Origin of the sequence: Psychrobacter sp. AOP7-B1-25 (assembly GCF_052376195.1) — a bacterium.
GTDB lineage: Bacteria > Pseudomonadota > Gammaproteobacteria > Pseudomonadales > Moraxellaceae > Psychrobacter.
Genome location: NZ_JBQSVK010000004.1, coordinates 84,963 through 103,154, shown reverse-complemented (window position 1 = coordinate 103,154; position 18,192 = coordinate 84,963). Strand labels below are relative to the sequence as shown.

Below are 18,192 nucleotides of genomic sequence, written 5' to 3'. Positions count from 1 at the left end.
TGAAATAATTTTCATTACGGTTTTTGAATTGACCTTTACAACCTGTATCTAAATAACACTTTCTATTGACGGAATTACTTAATACTATGCCATTGCGTCCCATTGATGCTGTTTTTGTCCATTCAAAACAACGTTTATACGTCGTGTATTATCGCGGTGAGTTGTGGCAACTGCCACGTATGAAGATAGATGACAGGTCATGGCAGAATAGACGACCTTATAAGGATGACAGCAGCTCACTTTATTTGAGCATCCATCAAGCTATTAGCGACCCTGTACTTGCGCAGAAGTTGAGAACGCTAGATCTACCTGTAGCGATACGTGGTAGCACGCTGCCACGTTTTGAAGCATGGTGGGAGGCACATGGTTTTAAATGGTTAAAAGACAGACTATTAGCAGGTGAATCGCCGTTAGCAGCGCAACAAACTACTGCGTCTGCTAAGGTATTAAATGCCCAACCTAACTCTGTAATAAATCATCAAACCAATAGCTATGCTGAGAAAGATAATGAAGAACGAGTATCGATCCCTTCTGCAGACACAGATATCTTCGCCCATATGCTGGCAGAATTAACCGATGAAGTACTAGAACAAAAGTTTTGAAAACTAGATAACACTCTGTATGTAAACTTTGCCATAAATCAACTAATAAAAGAGCAGTAATATATGAAAGATTACAAACTACTGCTGGCTGGGCTAGTCTTGCTGCTGCTCACAATTTTTATCACGGTCTGCATTTGGCTATGGACCAATAATCGCAAAAACACAGACCCATTGCCCATTATGGCAAATGGAAGTGAACCAAATTCTAGTACGAAGGGTAATGAACCAAGAGAGATTGCTGACAGTGTGCTATATATTCGAGCAGAGGAGAAATTACAGATACCTCTGGATGATGTCATTGTGAGCTTTGAGGCTCGTTATCCGCATGTGCAGGTTTTAGCGAGCTATGTACCTTCTAACGACATTCTCACAGTATCAATCGGTAACCATAACGAAGACAAAAACTCTAATTTTGTTTTTAATACAGATTTGATTATTACCAATGACGATAGCCTGTCTACAGAGCGAATATCACTCCTACAGTCAGAATTGCAACATGCTCAAGATAGAAGACGTCAGAGTCAGACAAACATTGAAGGTGCTGGCATAAACGATACCTCTAACAAGAGTAATGACACCAATACACACAATGAAGATAAAAAGATACAAACTCTAAATCCCTTCAAATATGCTCTAAAAGATGGACAAGCTCTTGAAGGTGTTATTTTGACAGACGATACGACTGCTATTAGCTTCCGTAGCTTTTTGCTGTCGAGCACAGGTCAAGATATATTAAAAAAGTATGATTATGAAAATATCAGTGGTTATAGGAACAGTGTAAATGACTTATTTAAACCAACCTCACAGGCAAAAAATGCGTCAGGTGATCATGCTGTAGATGTCACTGACGCGCTTAGCAATGGTGAATAAGGATAAATTGTCTTTATTTATCTTTTGTTGATTGCTTTTATGACTGCTTTTTCCTACAATGTCACTCCATAATGCGCCTATAGCTCAACAGGATAGAGCAGTTGCCTCCTAAGCGATCGATCCGAGTTCGAGTCTTGGTGGGCGCACCAATCATGGTATTTAGACATAACCTCGCGTTACCTCAAGCCCTTCAAACACCTATCATATCTAGTAGTTAGTCTTTATTAAACACTTGTCATTACCTACTAGCACCTATATAAAGTTGTTAAATGATCTGTGAAGATTATTGGGCCTATAATCATAAAATCAGCTATGTAGATTATGTGCGTATGCTCTGTCAAAAATGCCATATTAGATCGCAAACATTATTTGAAACTGTAAGCCAATGCTATGCTTGCTTAGATGATGTTTGCTGTGAATATTCTGGGAGCGCCTGTCCAATTGAAGTACCTGCTGATATTGACTATATGCGGGCAAAAGAGAGTTGGTTTTGTGCAGTATGTGAGTATGCTATGTGGAGAAGTGACTTTATGAAAAAATAAATAATCAAAGCTACTTTCAGCTAAAAATTGATGTTTTTATCTGACCTAATCAACCCCCTCTCACTTAAAACACTAACTCTACTCGTATTCATGACGATTTAGTTTTCGTTAACTTTATTCCAGATAGTATGCGAGTAAGTCACTAGGTATCTATCGGTCAGATTTTCATTATCGAATAGCTCATTCAATCTTGCGGCTATTTTTAATAGTCAGTCCTCTTGTTTATCCTTAGCATTATCAGCTCCACCGTTATCAGTATTTAGCGGATAGAAACTACCCTCCTACAGCTTTAAATCCTGTTGACGTAGCTTAGAAAAGCGGTATCGAGCCTCTCACGTAGCATAGGGTGTAAGTGGAGAGCATAAAGACTCAGCTCCTCTATATCCTTACTATCGTAATCGATAATCTACGACATAAATTCATACTAACGGGTTTAATCATAGTGATCTTGCACTAATTCGCTTCGGCGCATTAGCCGCCCTTTTAGTATTTATCATTGTGTTTATTAGTCTTTGAACAGCTAGCTAGTTCTAAAGCTTACTGACGATTACGCTTTTGGTAAAATTATTTTATGGATTAAGTAGTAATTTTTTAGATGCTTATAGTCTTGTTAACGAGGGTTTAAGGTTATTAGCGTAATAAATAAACATCGATAATGATTAGATATAGGTAGTAGAAAAAAGATGCTAACGATATATACGGCATATTGTTAGTACCCTTTTTGGGTTCGGAAATTTACTCAGGCGAGTTTGTAAAAATTGAGGTTTGATACCTGTTTTGCTTAAAAGGCTGTATGCTAAATCCAGTAAAACCAAAAGATAATAATGAAGCATTTATATCCTGAACCGCCGTTACAGTATTAGTTGGTATCTGCGAAAGATCGTCTATCTCTTGCTCTATACCTTCGATTATTGATTTTGCAGTTTTAATCTGCTGTGTAATACCCGTTATAGCTTTAACTAGATTACTTTTTTTGGAGTGATCCCTGCCGTCAAATCCGTATAATTAAACTTGGGAGGTTTTAGTCACGTAATCTGATGATAATAATCATTCAAAACATGCATATTAGTATCCGATGTTTTCGATCTAAATTGATGCAAAATATTAAAAGCCTTTCAAGCATGATTATGGATAACTAGAATGTTCTTACTTGACACTAGAAGCTTTTGATTTTATTTTAATATTATTCACTATATTACGTACAACAGTTAATAATATTCATGTTATTAAAAAATATATTGTAAGCCAAAGATTTTTATTTCAAAGTACTTAGAATCTCGATACCTCCTCAAGATATAAAAATAATCCACCATCCTAAAAATACAAAAAAGCCTTTCAAGCTTTATAATTGATATCTTGAAAGGTTTTGAAAACCGTGAATTTTACCTAGGTGAGAGCTTTCAAATCAAAGCTTATAATGGTTTCTAAGTAAAAAATACGACATTAAGGAACAACTACAGCAGGACTAAGTTCGGAAGTTGCACCTAGGTGATTAGTTAATGTAGCTGTCACTGTTGCTACGCCAGTTATAGGCTTCCAAGACACCTTTGCTTTTCCTCTAGCATTAGTTGCTACCATTTTTGATCCAAGATACTGTTCGGCCTCTTGAAAACCTACTCGACTATTAGCAAAAAATTCTAGCTGATAACGCTGGTTTGGTTGTGCCTTAATCTCTGCCACAATTTCCCCTTTACTTACACTTAAGTTCGGTGTTTGAATTGCTTGATTGGGAATACTGTTACAATTATCCTTATCTGACTTAGCACAAGTTTTTTGAAGATTCGCATCTTCAATTACTACACCCCCACCACGAGACCCAATAAAATCAGCATGCTCCAGTCCAGGAACCTCAAAAATAATTGCGCCTAAATGTTGGTTCAGTACACAAGAACCACCCGCTTCGCAACGTTTAATATCCTTACTATTGTTCCAAATTAAATTTTTAGTTAAGGTAGTACGTGCGCTACTATCTTTCTCTGAGCGTATTGCTATACCTATACGGTTACCATGCACTTTATTACTATCAATAATATTACCATTACCCGATAAATTGAAACCAATTGAATTGTTGGTTAGTTCATTATATGCGATGTAATTACGTTTTCCCCAGTTAACTTGTAACCCATCAGAATAATTTTCAAACTTATTACCAACTACAGTGTTATCGTTGCCCCACAAAATCTCAACACCTTGCGAAGGCTCTGGATTAGATTTAGTGGAAGTAAAAATATTGTTTGCCACAAGATTAAACGCCGCACCACGTGTAAGCTCCAAACCGTCACCGTTATCGATAAACAAGTTATCCAACACTTTATTGTTATTAGTTGTCGTTGAAGTTGGATTACCTTGACCATCATCACCAGTAAGCATAACACCAGAACCACCATAATTATTACTTATGCGATTGTGTTGAATTAGATTGTTACTTGAACGATTAATTAGCACACCAATACAGAAACGATGGATATCTAAACCTTTTAACGTCACCTCATCAACATCTTGTATAACCAATCCTGGTAATGTTGTAGTACGTACATTTGTTCCATATTGTTTAGGATTAGCTCCCGGACACGCTTTCGCGCCTTCGCCCTTGATATATTGCGAACCATCAATTGCAATATACTCTCCTGTTTTAGCCCACTCCGTTCCAACAATTTTCACTGAGGATGTTATTGGTGGCAATGGTTTACTAGCTTTAATTATATAAGGTGCTCTACCAACAGCTTGGATTAAGATCTCATTTCCTTGTGTGTTGTTAGTATTAGACTGTTCAATTGCCCAGCGTAGTGTTCCTTGTGAATTATCATCAGCATAATTATTAACTATATATGTATCAGCGTGCACAAGACTGCTACAACTTAAAGCAATCATACCTAATACTGGAATAACATTCTTCATTTCTATTTCCTTATCAATAAATTATTACTTCTTAATGGCTTTAAGTTTATCCACCTAACTCAAGTAATCCAAAAAACTTTTCACACTCATATTTATATAGGTATAAGTCTAAAATTATATTTTTTTATTAAATGGAACTCACAACATTACAAATAGCCGCTAAATATTGCCAGTATCCGCATCAACAATAATTTCTAACAGATAACAGCCCGATGCATTGACCGCTTTATGGATTGCTTCGGGCAGATTTTCATGCTCTTTGATACGGGCACCTTCACACCCCATACTATTGGCCAATTGCACAAAATCGATATTGGGCAAATCAAGCCCTGGTACAGCCTGACTCCTCATAATTTTGCCAAAAGAATGCATGGCACCATACCCAAAATTGTTTAGCACAATAAATGTCACCGGCAAATTCAACTGCGCGGCCGTCCAAACAGCTTGAATGGAATACATAGAAGAACCATCACCAATTAAACATACAACCCGTTTATTGGTGGATAATGCGACTCCTACTGATGCTGGTAGTGCATAGCCAAGACCGCCACTGGACATCGTAAAAAAGCCTTGCGCTTGTGTAATGGGCAAAAAACGTTGAATGACAGACCGGTGAGAAGGCGCTTCTTCGACGATGATAGAGTCAGATGGTCGTGCATGCGATAGCAGATCAATGGCATATTCCACTGGAATAGGGGTCGCTCCAGTTACCTTAGGCGCAGCAGGACGCAAGGGCATGACAAATTTGTCACTCTGAGAGTTGGATAGAGGAAGGATTTTATCCAACATGGCACTAATACTGTGATTGATTGAACCAAATAAAGTGGTGGTTGCCGATGCAAATGCCGCATATTTTGGGTCGTCGGTAATTTGATATATTTTGACTGCTGAATCAAATATCGTCACATCTCCTGCAATGTGTAGCGTAAACACAGGGGCGCCAATCACTAGAACTACATCATACCCAGACAATTTTTCTGACAGCTGCTCAGGAAGCGCAGGCAAAAACCCTGCAAACTGAGGATGATCTTCTGGAAAACTGGCTCGACTCGAATACGGTGCTGCCCAAACGTGTGCTTGTAGCCGCTCAACCAGTTTAACAGCATTATCAAATGCGCCCTGCCTATCGACATCTGCACCAACAACTATAGCTAAATTTTGACTGTTTTTGAGTACCTCCAAGAGCTGATTAATAGCTTCGGGCGTTGGTATTGTACCCTCAATCACTTTTGAGTAGTGAGGCATACAGGTCGTTTTATCCCAATCATCAGAAGGTATCGATACAAAGGTTGGACCACGTGGATGCTGCATCGCAATATGGTACGCTTGAGCGATTGCCAATGGCACATCCTCAGGACGCGCAGGCTCGATGCTCCATTTAACATACGGTTTTGGAAAGTCGGCAGCGTGATCTGCGCCAAGATAAGGTGCAAATGGTAAAATGCTACGAGATTGCTGGCCTGCCGTTATGACCAAAGGTGTGTGATTTCGATATGCTGTGAATATATTTCCTAAGGCATGGCCAACCCCTACTGCTGAGTGCAGATTGATAAAAGCAGCATTACCAGATGCTTGAGCATAGCCATCCGCCATCGCCACAACAGATGATTCTTGTAAAGCCAATATATATTCAAAATCTTCAGGAAAGTTATTCAAGAAATTAAGCTCAGTAGAGCCGGGATTACCAAATACTGTCGTCATATTAAGTTCACGCATCAAACGAAACGTCACTTGTTGTACAGTATCTGTATGCTGGATAGAAGACATAAAAGACATCCTTGTCACTAATTACTTATTGCTTATTGCTAAGCGTTGATTGTCAAAATTGTTAATACTAAGGCCTGTTGAATATTTGACTGCTTTACAGACCTTACTATCGGAGCAAGTGACCTAGCTATTAAGACTGACAAGCGGCACTGGCTTTTATAGTTTTTTGATAAGCTGTTTGAGCGTCCAAACCCTGCTTGGCAAGATCTGTTAAATATTTTTGTGTGCCTGCTTCTAAGGGCTTTTTCCATTCAGGATTTTCTAGTGGATTGGGGATATCTATGATTGAGTCACCCTTAGCTTTGGCTTCAGCCATATATCTTGCGTCATCTTCATCGAACACCTTGCCCGCTATTTTGGCCATCGCCGCACCCGAATTATTATCGATAATTTTTTTAAGATCATCTGGCAAGCTTTCATATTTATCTTTATTCATGGTCACAACAATCGGTGAGCTATAAAATGGGATATTCGTATGAGTGTTGGTTATCTCTGTCAACTTAAAGGAACCCATAGCATCCCAAGGTAAGCTTATGCCGTCCAATACACCGCGCTGCAAAGAGGTATAAAGATCGGTCACTGGCAACCCCACTGGCGTGCCACCTGCTGCGTCAATGATATTGCCCGTTATTGCTGAAGGACCTCGAATACGCATTCCGGCTAAGTCATCTGGTGTGCGAATCGGCTTGTCTACCGTGTGAAAACCGCCAGGGCCCGTTCCCATCATGAACAACACATGAGTGTCTTCGTACTCACTTGCAATCACACCATCGTCATATAGATTATGGAGCATACAGTTTAGTTGTGTTGCCGAGTTTGAAAGCCCTGGTAGCTCAGTAATTTGAGTCAATGGAAAGCGGCCATTGGTATAGCCTTGAAGCGTAGACCCAATATCGACCACACCACTGGCAACTGCATCATAGGTTGCGTTTGGTTTGCTGAGTGTTGCAGAAGGGAATATCTCGATCTGAATCCTACCTTGTGAGTCTTCCTCTACTTTTTTTGCCCAGTATTCAAATATTCCTGTATTTGTGGTCGATGTAGCAGGCCAAAAATGTGAGAAACGCAGAGTGGTGACTTCTTGAGCATTTTGAGTGGTGCTGTCATCTGATGATGAACAAGCCGTCATACCCACTAGAGCCGCCAACATTAAGCTAACTGAAAAGGTTTTACTCATCATGAATTCCTTTTTTTGATGGTAGACAATTATTGTGATAGATAAATGGGCATAGCTTCCAATCTATGCCGCTTTCATATACCTGAGTAATTAGTAATAAGAACCTTAATACCTACATTCTTAAGTTCAAAATCACTTATTGATAAACAATTATTAAAAATCACTAAACAGGATATGGACGCTGTTCAGTTTGTACCGATACCCATTGATAAGTCGTGAACTCATCGAAGGTAATGTGACGACCAAAGCGACCCACCCCGGATGCTTTTTCACCCCCAAAGGCAACGCGCGGCTCATCGTTGACACTTTGATCATTAATGTGAACCATACCTGTGCGCCACCCAGCTGCAAACTTTTGTGCTCGGGAGATATCTGCAGAATGCACAGCACCGCTCAATCCAGCATTGGTGTCGTTTGCTAAGCGTAAGGCATCAGCATCGCCTTTATGTGAAATCAACGTAACCACAGGACCAAACATTTCTGTACGTGCAGAATAGACGTCGTTACTGCCCTTTAGGACATATGGATAAACGAGCGCACCGTCACGCTTACCTTCAAGAATTATCTCAGCACCTTCTTGCACTGCTTGTTGTACAGCCTGCTCCACCCGCACAGCTTCGCGCTCATCAATCAAAGGCCCCACCAACACATCAGGTCTTGATGGATCACCAACGTTCAGTCCTTTTGTATATTCGACAAACTTTTCTGCAAACGCATCAAAGATAGACTCATGAACAATGACACGGTTCACTGACATACAAATCTGGCCACTGTGTAAAAACCGACCAAAGACCGCTGAACGTGCCGCATAATCAATATCGGCGTCGTCTAACACTACAAACGCATTATTGCCGCCAAGCTCTAAAATAGAACGCTTAATTTCGCGGCCTATCATCTCTCCTATGCGCTGACCAACCTCAGTAGAGCCGGTGAATGAAATGACATGAGGAATAGGATGTGTATATAGCGAATCACCAATCTCAGAGGTTTTGGGTACAACAACTGATAACATACCTGGCGGTAGACCTGCCTCCTCAAAGATTTTGGCGAGTAAAATACCGCCAGTAATAGGAGTTGTGGACGCAGGTTTTAATAACACAGTATTACCACTCGCTAATGCGGTGACGACCGAGCGCATGGCCAAAAACATTGGGAAGTTGAAAGGACCAATTACTGTCACTACACCGACTGGCTTACGAATGATGTGATTTATTTTATTAGGAATGGCTGAGCGCGCAACCGTCGTTTCTAATAAAAACGGGTACTCGGCAGCCACTTTAATAACCCCAATACAGGCATCAACCTCGATATTGGCTTTCATCACGGTAGAACCAGACTCACGCACTAGCAAGTCAACCAACTCGTCTCGACGGTTACTCATTACTTTTGCCGCTTGCTCAACAATCTGGTTCACAGCATAAGGGTTAGTCTGACACCAGTCTTGTTGTGCGTGCTCTAGTGCCTCATAAGACTTGTTAATATCATCTAGGCTGGCAGCTTTAAACGTGGCGATATCTTCACCAGTGAACGGATTACTTGTTACGATGTTATGACTCGATGTACCATCACGCCATTCGCCTGCTATGTAATTATGATGTAGATTTGTGTAGTTAGACATATTAATTCCTTGTTAAAAACTATTTATCTAAGGAGTACTACTATTTTCTTACAAAACTTCTTCTGCATGATATTGCGTACATCAATACGCAATATCATGAATAATACGGTGCACTTTAACTGTAAGCCTTGTAATAATTGTGTTGTTGACTGTCTGATAGACCTACCCCAACAGCACCAGCGATATCGCAGGGAACATCACCAGGACAACCAAACGAATCACATCAGAGACAATGAATGGAGCCACCCCGCGGAACATATCACTCAGCTTAATGTGCGGTGCCATCGCCTTAATCACAAAGATATTCATCCCCATCGGCGGCGTAATAAGTCCAAGCTCCACCGTCAATACCGCAATAATGCCAAACCATACCGGATCAAACCCTAACGCTAGAATGATTGGATATACCACAGGGATTGTAATGACTAGCATTGCTAGCGCATCCATGAACAATCCCAGTAGGAAGTACATGAATAAGATACAGATAAGGACAATCATTGGACTGACTGCCAACCCACCGATCCAAGACGCCAATGAATAAGACAGGCGTGAGACTGAGATAAAATATCCCAATGCCTCAGCGCCTAATAGCATAAAGAAAACCACTGCAGAAAGTGCTAACGTCTCAATCAATGACTGCTTGAGGCCGTCTAAACGCATACCTTTAGCAAAGGCATAAGCCCAAGAGACAAATGCTCCTACTGCTGCTCCTTCTGTTGGGGTAAATAACCCAAAGAAGATACCAGCGATGATGATGATAAAGATAAAACTAAATGGTATAAGGCCCGTCAGCGACAGTAGCTTGGCTTTCCAAGTGGTTTTCTCACCGCGCTGTGCCAAGTGCGGCTTCCAGCGCACCATAATCATTACCGTGATGGAATACATCACCATACCGAGCATGCCTGGCAAGAAACCAGCGATGAACATATCACCTACCGACTGCTGGGTTAAGATGGCATAGACCAGTAAGGCAATACTGGGCGGAATCATAATACCAAGCGTACCACCAGCAGCTAAGATGCCACAGGCAAACCCTGGCTGATAACCGTACTTCTCCATTTGCGGTAGTGCAACTTTGGTCATGGTAGAGGCAGTGGCAAGTGATGAGCCTGAGATAGAGGCAAAAATACCGGACGAGCCGATACCTGCAATACCAAGACTACCCCTTACCCCACCAAATATGGTTCGAGTGGCTTCAAAGAGTTTACCTGCCATACCTGAGTGGGTGGCAAATACACCCATAAGAATAAATAAAGGAATGGCACTAAAGTCATATTTTGCTAAGACATCAACAGGAATGTCTTTAAGCATTTGTAGTGCACCGCTAGGCGCGGTAACCGCACCAAAACCTACTAAACCGACACCTAACATGGCAAGTGCAACGGGTACTCGTAAGATGACAAGCAGAATCATGACAACTAGGCCAATCGCACCGATAATTTCTGGGCTCATGCGCCTGTCTCCTCGGCGTCAAAGAATTCGCCTGTTTTAAAGATGTTGATGGATTCGATCAATGAGCGAATGGCTAGTAAGGTACTTAAAAAAGCGCTGATGGCATAGATAGGCATCATAGAGAGTCTTAAGTCTTGGGTGACTTTGCCATATTCAACAGCGTCAATAGCACTCTCATAGAGTCCCCATGAGAATACGATACCGATGACAAAGAAGCCCATCATAAAGATCCCCATGAGGTAGCCTTTGATAGACTGGGGCATTTTCTGAGTGAAGACATCGACAATGATTTGTGAGCGTTCAACGAAGGCGGCAAAGGCGGCTAATAATGCAAATAGCATAAAGTAGGAGACGATCTCTACACTACCTTTGACGGTAAAGCCAAACTCACCACCGGTGAGTTTGAATATGTAGCGTGCGCTGACATCGAGCATAGTGGTAAGCACAATGATAATGAGACTAACACCGCCGATAAATTGACATAGCCGCGAGATAGTCGCGCTGGTTTTTGTTAGGATCATCATAACGCACCTACCAAAGCAAGAACGGCCAATGCAGCAGTATCAAAGTTACTAGGTATATTAGATAGATCGGGCCAGACAGCCTCTATGGCTGACGCAGATAAATTAATACTCATCATGGAGTCCTTTCTTGATGGTTAAACATATTGCTAATAGTAAAGTGTATTAAATAATAGCTGATTATGATCTTATCAATTTAGCACCTGTTTTTTCTTGCAGTGCATCAAAACTTAGCCCCACGACCATGTCACGAACTACTAGCCCTTGATCTGTGACATCAAGCACTGCCAAATCAGTGTAAATTCTATTAACACACTGTTCTCCTGTGATCGGTAGTTTGAGATTTTTGACAATTTTGGGCTCGCCATTTTTGCTAACGTGATCCATAATGACATAGACTTTTTTAGCCCCCACTGCCAAATCCATCGCACCACCTACTGCTGGAATGTCCTTAGGACGACCCAAAAACCAGTTGGCGATGTCACCATTTTCAGCCACTTCAAATGCACCAAGAACACATAGATCAATATGTCCACCACGGATCATGGCAAAAGAGTCACCATGGTGAAAGTAACTACCGCCTTTGAGTAGCGTGATATATTGTTTGCCAGCATTGATCAGATCGCCATCTCTATCAGCTTCTTCAGGGGCTGGCCCCATGCCTAAAACACCATTCTCACTATGCAAAAAAATGTCTTTATCTTTTGGTAGGAAATCAGCGACTTTAGTAGGCTGTCCGATACCCAAATTGACATACATGCCTTCTTCAATGTCTTGAGCGACACGCTTGGCAATCTCATCAACTGAACGCGGAGTATAATTACTCATTATTTGTCTCCTTCAATACAGACAACTTCATGCACAAAAATACCTGGCGTAATGATGTGCTCAGGATCCAACGCACCCAATTCAACAACTTCACTCACTTGAGCGATAGTATGTTTCGATGCTGCCGCCATAATTGGACCAAAGTTACGAGCAGCTTTACGATAAGTTAGGTTCCCCCAACGATCGCCCTGAAAAGCTTTGATAAGAGCAAAATCTGCTTTAATTGGGTATTCTAATACGTAGTTTACGCCATCGATAGTTCGTGTCTCCTTGCCTTCAGCAAGCAGCGTACCATAAGCGGTCGGCGTATAAATCGCGCCAAGACCACTACCGCCAGCTTGCATACGAGCAGCCAACGTACCTTGTGGTACCACTTCGAGTTCAATTTTGCCTGAACGATAAAGATCATCGAAAATATATGAATCGTGCTGACGCGGAAACGAACAAATAATTTTGCGTACGCAGCCTGATTTTAGCAATAACGCCAAGCCTGTCTCGCCGTTGCCTGCATTGTTACTGACAATGGTTAAATCCTTGGCATTGCGTTCAATCAATGCGTCGATCAACTCGGCGGGCTGACCTGCCAAGCCGAACCCACCTATCAAGATGGTTGCCCCATCATTGATATGATTCATGGCGTCGATGGCAGATTCTGTCACTTTGTTTAACATGGAATCATCCTATATAAAAAGTTGAGTCGCTAGATCTAAATAATTGAAACTCAGCTATTTACTCTAATGCTTCAAATGGTAGGCCAACATAATTTTCAGCGATGGTTGCTTTACCCGCTTCAGAATGAATAAAGTAATCAAACTCAGCTTGTTGTACACGGAAATCAAAACGTCCAGCGCTTTGAAAGCGATGTAATAGCATTGTCATCCACCATGAAAAACGGACGGCTTTCCAAGTGCGCGCTAGACAAATTTCTTGATAACGAGGAATGAGATCAGTGCGATTGTCTTCATATATTTTTACGAACAAACGATAAGCCGTATCGACATCGCTAGCCGCAAGATTTAATCCTTTAGCACCCGTCGGTGGTACGATGTGCGCGGCGTCTCCCAACAAAAATACTTTGCCATACTGCATTGTCTCGCAGACATACGAGCGCAGCGGTGCAATACTCATCTCTATTGCAGGACCAGTTACCAGACGCTCTGCCATCTCTGGTGGAATACGGCGTTTGAGCTCTGCCCAAAACTTTTCTTCATTCCAGTTTTCAATCTTGTCTGTGTCAGGTACTTGAATATAGTAGCGACTGCGAGTTTCAGAACGCATTGAACATAGCGCAAAGCCGCGCTCATGAGCACAGTACACCAACTCGTCGTTGACAGGCGGTGTGTCACTCATCAGCCCAAGCCAACCAAACGGATAGATTTTTTCGTACTCTTCTAATTGATCAGATGGGATCGATTTGCGCGACACACCATGAAACCCGTCACATCCAGCAATATAGTCACAATCTAAATGAAACGACTCACCATGATGCTGATACGTCACATAAGGGCTATCTGACTCAATATCATGTAACTCAACATTATCTGCTTCATAGATAGTAGTACTACCAACTTTCTCACGCGCCTCCATCAGGTCACGAGTTACCTCAGTCTGACCATAAACAATGACATGCTTGCCACCACTATATTTTTCTATATCAATATGGTAGTGCTCACCCTGAAAACTAAAATCTGTACCTGTATGGATTAGACCTTCTTTGTCCATACGTTCGCCCGCACCTGACTCGCGAATGAGGTCTACCGTACCTTGCTCTAGTACGCCTGCGCGAATACGGCTTAAAACATACTCACCCGTTTGTCTCTCCAAAATAACATTGTCGATACCAGCTTTAGTCAGCAACTGACCAAGCAATAGTCCTGACGGACCTGCACCAATAATGGCTACTTTCGTTTTGTGTTTCATGAAATCCCTCTCATTTGTTATTTGGCAAATCCTAGTTTGCCTAAAAATATTAAATAGGAAATACTAACTATCAAACAACGCTCTTAAACTGCACAACAGTCTTTTAAAAATCAAAGAAAACTGTCTCGTTGTCACCTTGTAAATAAATATCAAAACGGTAGCGAGGCTTGTCTCCACCCTGCTCTTTTTTAGCAATTAATGTTTTACGGCGCTCCACTGAAGGCACACTGTTCAATATTGGACACTGCTCATTGGCTTCCTGCTCATCATCGAAATATGCTCTGGTTTGCAGGTGTAGGTTGATACCTCGTGCAAAAATGGCGATATTGACGTGCGGTGCCATGGGCTTACCATAAAAATCTACTTGTCCAGGTTTGACGGTATGGAAATGAAAATCCCCATCCAAGGCACAAGCACTACGACCAAACCCGCTAAACGGTTCTTTGTTATCAAAGTTGCTAATATAATTACCGTGGCTGTCTGCTTGCCATATCTCGATCAATGCATCATGGACCGCATCACCATTGCCATCGTATACATGACCCACCAATTCAATATGCTCTCCCTCAGCACCTTCTTTGGCCAAATCTTGCCAAATTTCATCTGAACGCGATTCAAAGCCTGCAATTTCTAACGCCAAACCGATATGAACAAATGGACCCGTTGTTTGAGATGCTGTTTCACGTAGCAGACCGCTATCATCTTGTAGTTTGTATTGGCTATACATGATCTACTCCTCAAAATAAGTTTGTAATGCGCCGCGCACCACAATATCAAAACGATATGCCAAACAATCCATTGGCTTGCTCTGAGACATGTCTAGACGTGCAATCATCGTTTCAACCGCCTCTGGATCCTTTAATACCTGTACGATTGGACATATCGGAATAAGGGGATCCCCTTCAAAATACATCTGAGTCACCAAACGTGTAGAAATTGACGGACCCATTACAGATACGTGAATGTGTGCAGGGCGCCATGTATTGACTCCATTTGGCCATGGGTAAGGACCGGGACGCACGGTACGAAAACGGTATCGCCCTTCAGCATCAGTAATACATCGACCCACACCACCAAAGTTAGGATCTAATGGTGCCAGATAGCCATCTCTTTTGTGACGGTATTTACCACCAGCATTTGCTTGCCACATCTCAACCAACGTATTGGGGACAGGCTTACCAAACTGATCGATTACTTGACCATGCATGATGATACGTTCACCAATAGGCAAACCTGCTTGCGTGCCTTCTGTCCGAAAGTTCATTAGTAAGTCGTTGTCATACTGACCAATCTCTAAGCCATCAAAAACAGGGCCACTACGCTCTGAATCGCTAGCTCTTTGGAGACTGACTAGGGCTTGGCGCGGTGACCTTGCTACTGTTGTTTTGTAGCCTGGCGTAAATGGCTCAGGCTGCCAAGACCGTTCACGCGGTAGAAAAGAAGGGTACTTATGGCTCATTACAGCTCTCCATTTTATTAAGCAGATTTATCTTTTAAAAGCATTTGATATCAGAGGGTAGGATTGCCCCAGCCATTGTCCTTGGCCAAAGAAAAAGCATGATTAGCTGCTGGTACGCCAGCGTAGATCGATACATGCATCAGCACCTGACGTAACTGATCTTCATTAATACCTAGACGATGCGCAGTACGTAAATGCAAGCCCAGCTCACCATCACGCCCGAGTGCGGCCAATATAGCAGTGGTAATCATGCTTCGTTGCTGTACCGTGAGACTGTGATCGCCCCACAGCTCTCCCCAAGCGTTACGCGTGATAAATTGTTGAAATGGACTGTCCAATGTGGTGGCATTTTGGGATGCTTTCTCAACATGGGCTTCTCCTAAAATGCGCTTGCGCTGGACTAGCCCCTGCTCATAGCCAATACCCGTCTGTCCGACTGTATTGCGAGCCGCATCTGACTGTATTAATTTGACCAATTGGCTCGTTGCTTCTATTGACGGTACATGGCCTACACCTTCAAAAATTTCTAATTTTGCATCAGTAAACTCAGTTTTTAGCTCCTCTAGTTTAGCAGGTGGTGTCGAGACATCTTCTCCCCCTGCCACCAAAACCACTTTATCTCTATAAGTTGTTAGCTTTTTGCGGTTGTCTACTTTAGCTATAGCTTCACAAAGTTTGGCGTAGCTCTCATCGCCATTGCGTGATAACTGTACTTGCCAGCCAAGCAGTGCACCCGGGTTTTGCTTAATATACGCAGGGGCAAACCAACGCGGGACAATCCCTTCAGCCATTTGAGCCAGGCCCAAACTACGAACGTTGGCAGCGCGTTCAGACCACGCCTCAGCTGTACCAATCACAGCACCTGTATTGGTGAGCCAAACCTGCTCTAAAGATTCTGGCGAAATTTGGCAGAGGCTTTGCCCGATCATGCCGCCAATCGAAGTACCAATGAAACTAAATCTTTCAATATCTAAAGCGTTCGCTAAGCTGAGCACATCATAAGCCAGCTGCTCTAGCGTCAAATCTGCACAAGCAGCGCCACTGCTGCCATGGCCTGGTAGGTCCCAACGTATGCAGCGATAATGACCATGTAGCTCATCACATACTTTGTCCCATACATTACGGCTCATACCTAACGGGTGCGCCATAAATAATGCTGGCAAGTAGGTTTCACCACTATCTTGGTAAGCAACGAGATGCGTGTCTGTTGTCAAAAATGCCATTATTGTTCTCCTACTCTTGAAACCACTAAAGCAATACCTTGTCCAACACCAATACACATTGTACAAAGTGCACGATCTTTGTTGGTACGTTGTAACTCATGAATAGCTGAAATCAAAATACGAGCGCCTGAAGCCCCTAGTGGATGACCCAGTGCAATAGAGCCACCTCTAGGATTAAGACGCGGATCACGGTCTTCTAGACCCATCTCTCTTGAGCAAGCCAGTGCTTGAGCAGAAAAAGCCTCATTAAGCTCAATGATATCGATATCATCCAAACTAAGATTAAGACGCTTCAAGAGCTTTTGGGTGGCAGGCACAGGGCCAATACCCATAATGGTCGGAGGCACACCCGCCGTTGCCATGCCTTCTATTTTGGCAACAGGTGTTAGACCGTATTTTTTGACAGCTGCGGCGCTAGCGATCAACATCGCAGCAGCACCATCATTGATACCAGAAGCATTACCAGCAGTAATTGTCCCTCCTTCGTAGATAGGACGCAGCTTTTCTAGAGCAGTCATATCAGTATTCGGACGTGGATGCTCATCTGTATCGACGATTAGCGCTTCTTTTTTACGTCTCTCAATCGTAATAGGAGTGATTTCGATCGCTAAAAGTCCATCATTTTGTGCCTGAGCGGCCTTTTGTTGTGACCACACTGCAAAAGAATCTTGGTCTTCACGAGAGATATTATATTTTTCCGCTAAATTTTCTGCGGTACGTGGCATCGCTTCTGTACCATACATAGCGTCCATTTTTTTATTAATAAAACGCCAGCCCATGGTCGTGTCTTGCAGCGTTTGACGACGATCATAGGCACCCTCAGGCTTACCCATTACAAATGGCGCTCGGGTCATAGACTCAACTCCACCTGCTAATGCTAGCTCCATCTCACCACTGACTATGGCACGAAAGGCCGTTCCTACTGCGTCGAGGCCTGAGCCACATAGTCGATTGATGGTTGTCGCTGGTACTTTTTCTGATAGCCCTGATAACAAGCCACTCATGCGCGCAACGTTACGATTGTCTTCACCGCTTTGGTTAGCACAGCCTATAAAGCTGTCTTCAATCGCACTATGGTCAAAATCAGGAGCGTCTTCAAGCACTGCTTTGATCACTTGTGCCAGCAAATCATCAGGACGTATATCGGCCAATGCGCCGCCATACCGACCTACTGCTGAACGTTTGGGGTGACAAATATATACTGGGGTCATGCTGCTTTCTCCCTAAAGGCAATATGGGCACATTGTCATTACGCTATACCCTCAAGATTCAATACTGATTGTTACCAATATTGTTCTATATAAGAATTATTGTT

At 42.5% G+C, this 18,192-nt stretch carries 15 protein-coding genes and 1 tRNA gene; 3 read left to right on the top strand and 13 right to left on the bottom strand.

Going from position 1 to position 18,192, the window contains the following annotated elements:
- Window positions 1-86 precede the first annotated feature (86 nt).
- The 3 genes from ACT3QR_RS05745 (at window position 87) to ACT3QR_RS05735 (ending at window position 1,621) form a co-directional block, all read left to right on the top strand.
- Entirely contained in the window at window positions 87-602 is a 516-nt protein-coding gene (locus ACT3QR_RS05745) for a hypothetical protein (RefSeq protein ID WP_444520429.1), read from the top strand.
- A gap of 63 nt (window positions 603-665) precedes the next feature.
- The gene (locus ACT3QR_RS05740; RefSeq protein WP_444520428.1) at window positions 666-1,472 is read left to right on the top strand and encodes a hypothetical protein; all 807 of its coding nucleotides are present in this window, start codon (window positions 666-668) and stop codon (window positions 1,470-1,472) included.
- Window positions 1,473-1,545: 73 nt separating this feature from the next.
- Window positions 1,546-1,621 (top strand) — tRNA-Arg (locus tag ACT3QR_RS05735).
- Between the two features lie 1,836 nt (window positions 1,622-3,457).
- Here the strand turns inward: ACT3QR_RS05735 and ACT3QR_RS05730 are convergent.
- The 13 genes from ACT3QR_RS05730 to pcaF form a co-directional block, all read right to left on the bottom strand.
- A complete protein-coding gene (locus tag ACT3QR_RS05730; RefSeq protein ID WP_444520427.1) occupies window positions 3,458-4,912 on the bottom strand; it encodes a NosD domain-containing protein in 1,455 nt (484 codons plus the stop codon).
- A 159-nt stretch (window positions 4,913-5,071) separates the two neighbouring features.
- Window positions 5,072-6,679, bottom strand: coding sequence for a benzoylformate decarboxylase (mdlC, locus tag ACT3QR_RS05725; protein WP_444520426.1), 1,608 nt, complete (start codon window positions 6,677-6,679; stop codon window positions 5,072-5,074).
- A 130-nt stretch (window positions 6,680-6,809) separates the two neighbouring features.
- A complete protein-coding gene (locus tag ACT3QR_RS05720; protein ID WP_444520499.1) occupies window positions 6,810-7,856 on the bottom strand; it encodes a TRAP transporter substrate-binding protein in 1,047 nt (348 codons plus the stop codon).
- 163 nt (window positions 7,857-8,019) lie between these two features.
- Window positions 8,020-9,474: an aldehyde dehydrogenase family protein gene (locus tag ACT3QR_RS05715; RefSeq protein ID WP_444520425.1), complete on the bottom strand. Its 1,455-nt coding sequence runs from the start codon at window positions 9,472-9,474 to the stop codon at window positions 8,020-8,022.
- A 162-nt stretch (window positions 9,475-9,636) separates the two neighbouring features.
- The gene (locus tag ACT3QR_RS05710; RefSeq protein ID WP_444520424.1) at window positions 9,637-10,926 is read right to left on the bottom strand and encodes a TRAP transporter large permease; all 1,290 of its coding nucleotides are present in this window, start codon (window positions 10,924-10,926) and stop codon (window positions 9,637-9,639) included.
- Window positions 10,923-11,450, bottom strand: coding sequence for a TRAP transporter small permease (locus ACT3QR_RS05705; RefSeq protein ID WP_444520423.1), 528 nt, complete (start codon window positions 11,448-11,450; stop codon window positions 10,923-10,925). Before ACT3QR_RS05705 ends, ACT3QR_RS05710 begins: the two co-directional genes overlap by 4 nt.
- Before the next feature lie 177 nt (window positions 11,451-11,627).
- Entirely contained in the window at window positions 11,628-12,275 is a 648-nt protein-coding gene (locus tag ACT3QR_RS05700; protein ID WP_444520422.1) for a 3-oxoacid CoA-transferase subunit B, read from the bottom strand.
- Complete coding sequence (locus ACT3QR_RS05695; RefSeq protein WP_201569010.1) at window positions 12,275-12,946, bottom strand: 3-oxoacid CoA-transferase subunit A; 672 nt, start codon at window positions 12,944-12,946, stop codon at window positions 12,275-12,277. The genes ACT3QR_RS05700 and ACT3QR_RS05695 overlap by 1 nt, the downstream gene beginning before the upstream one ends.
- 58 nt (window positions 12,947-13,004) lie before the next feature.
- Window positions 13,005-14,195 (bottom strand): 4-hydroxybenzoate 3-monooxygenase, encoded by a 1,191-nt coding sequence (pobA, locus tag ACT3QR_RS05690; protein WP_444520421.1) that lies wholly within the window; start codon window positions 14,193-14,195, stop codon window positions 13,005-13,007.
- 103 nt (window positions 14,196-14,298) lie between these two features.
- Window positions 14,299-14,922: a protocatechuate 3,4-dioxygenase subunit alpha gene (pcaG, locus tag ACT3QR_RS05685; RefSeq protein ID WP_444520420.1), complete on the bottom strand. Its 624-nt coding sequence runs from the start codon at window positions 14,920-14,922 to the stop codon at window positions 14,299-14,301.
- Window positions 14,923-14,925: 3 nt separating this feature from the next.
- Window positions 14,926-15,654, bottom strand: a complete 729-nt coding sequence (gene pcaH, locus ACT3QR_RS05680; RefSeq protein ID WP_444520419.1) for a protocatechuate 3,4-dioxygenase subunit beta — start codon at window positions 15,652-15,654, stop codon at window positions 14,926-14,928.
- Window positions 15,655-15,704: 50 nt separating this feature from the next.
- The gene (locus ACT3QR_RS05675; RefSeq protein ID WP_444520418.1) at window positions 15,705-16,877 is read right to left on the bottom strand and encodes an alpha/beta fold hydrolase; all 1,173 of its coding nucleotides are present in this window, start codon (window positions 16,875-16,877) and stop codon (window positions 15,705-15,707) included.
- Complete coding sequence (gene pcaF, locus ACT3QR_RS05670; protein WP_444520417.1) at window positions 16,877-18,088, bottom strand: 3-oxoadipyl-CoA thiolase; 1,212 nt, start codon at window positions 18,086-18,088, stop codon at window positions 16,877-16,879. Before pcaF ends, ACT3QR_RS05675 begins: the two co-directional genes overlap by 1 nt.
- Between the last annotated feature and the right edge of the window lie 104 nt (window positions 18,089-18,192).

Coding starts and splice junctions, on each gene's coding strand:
- ACT3QR_RS05730 (WP_444520427.1), bottom strand. CDS start 4,912: ATGAAGAATGTTATTCCAGTATTAGGTATGATTGCTTTAAGTTGTAGC.
- pobA (WP_444520421.1), bottom strand. CDS start 14,195: ATGAAACACAAAACGAAAGTAGCCATTATTGGTGCAGGTCCGTCAGGA.
- pcaH (WP_444520419.1), bottom strand. CDS start 15,654: ATGAGCCATAAGTACCCTTCTTTTCTACCGCGTGAACGGTCTTGGCAG.
- pcaG (WP_444520420.1), bottom strand. CDS start 14,922: ATGTATAGCCAATACAAACTACAAGATGATAGCGGTCTGCTACGTGAA.
- mdlC (WP_444520426.1), bottom strand. CDS start 6,679: ATGTCTTCTATCCAGCATACAGATACTGTACAACAAGTGACGTTTCGT.
- ACT3QR_RS05700 (WP_444520422.1), bottom strand. CDS start 12,275: ATGAGTAATTATACTCCGCGTTCAGTTGATGAGATTGCCAAGCGTGTC.
- ACT3QR_RS05740 (WP_444520428.1), top strand. CDS start 666: ATGAAAGATTACAAACTACTGCTGGCTGGGCTAGTCTTGCTGCTGCTC.
- ACT3QR_RS05675 (WP_444520418.1), bottom strand. CDS start 16,877: ATGGCATTTTTGACAACAGACACGCATCTCGTTGCTTACCAAGATAGT.
- ACT3QR_RS05695 (WP_201569010.1), bottom strand. CDS start 12,946: ATGTTAAACAAAGTGACAGAATCTGCCATCGACGCCATGAATCATATC.
- ACT3QR_RS05710 (WP_444520424.1), bottom strand. CDS start 10,926: ATGAGCCCAGAAATTATCGGTGCGATTGGCCTAGTTGTCATGATTCTG.
- ACT3QR_RS05715 (WP_444520425.1), bottom strand. CDS start 9,474: ATGTCTAACTACACAAATCTACATCATAATTACATAGCAGGCGAATGG.
- ACT3QR_RS05745 (WP_444520429.1), top strand. CDS start 87: ATGCCATTGCGTCCCATTGATGCTGTTTTTGTCCATTCAAAACAACGT.
- ACT3QR_RS05720 (WP_444520499.1), bottom strand. CDS start 7,856: ATGAGTAAAACCTTTTCAGTTAGCTTAATGTTGGCGGCTCTAGTGGGT.
- ACT3QR_RS05705 (WP_444520423.1), bottom strand. CDS start 11,450: ATGATGATCCTAACAAAAACCAGCGCGACTATCTCGCGGCTATGTCAA.
- pcaF (WP_444520417.1), bottom strand. CDS start 18,088: ATGACCCCAGTATATATTTGTCACCCCAAACGTTCAGCAGTAGGTCGG.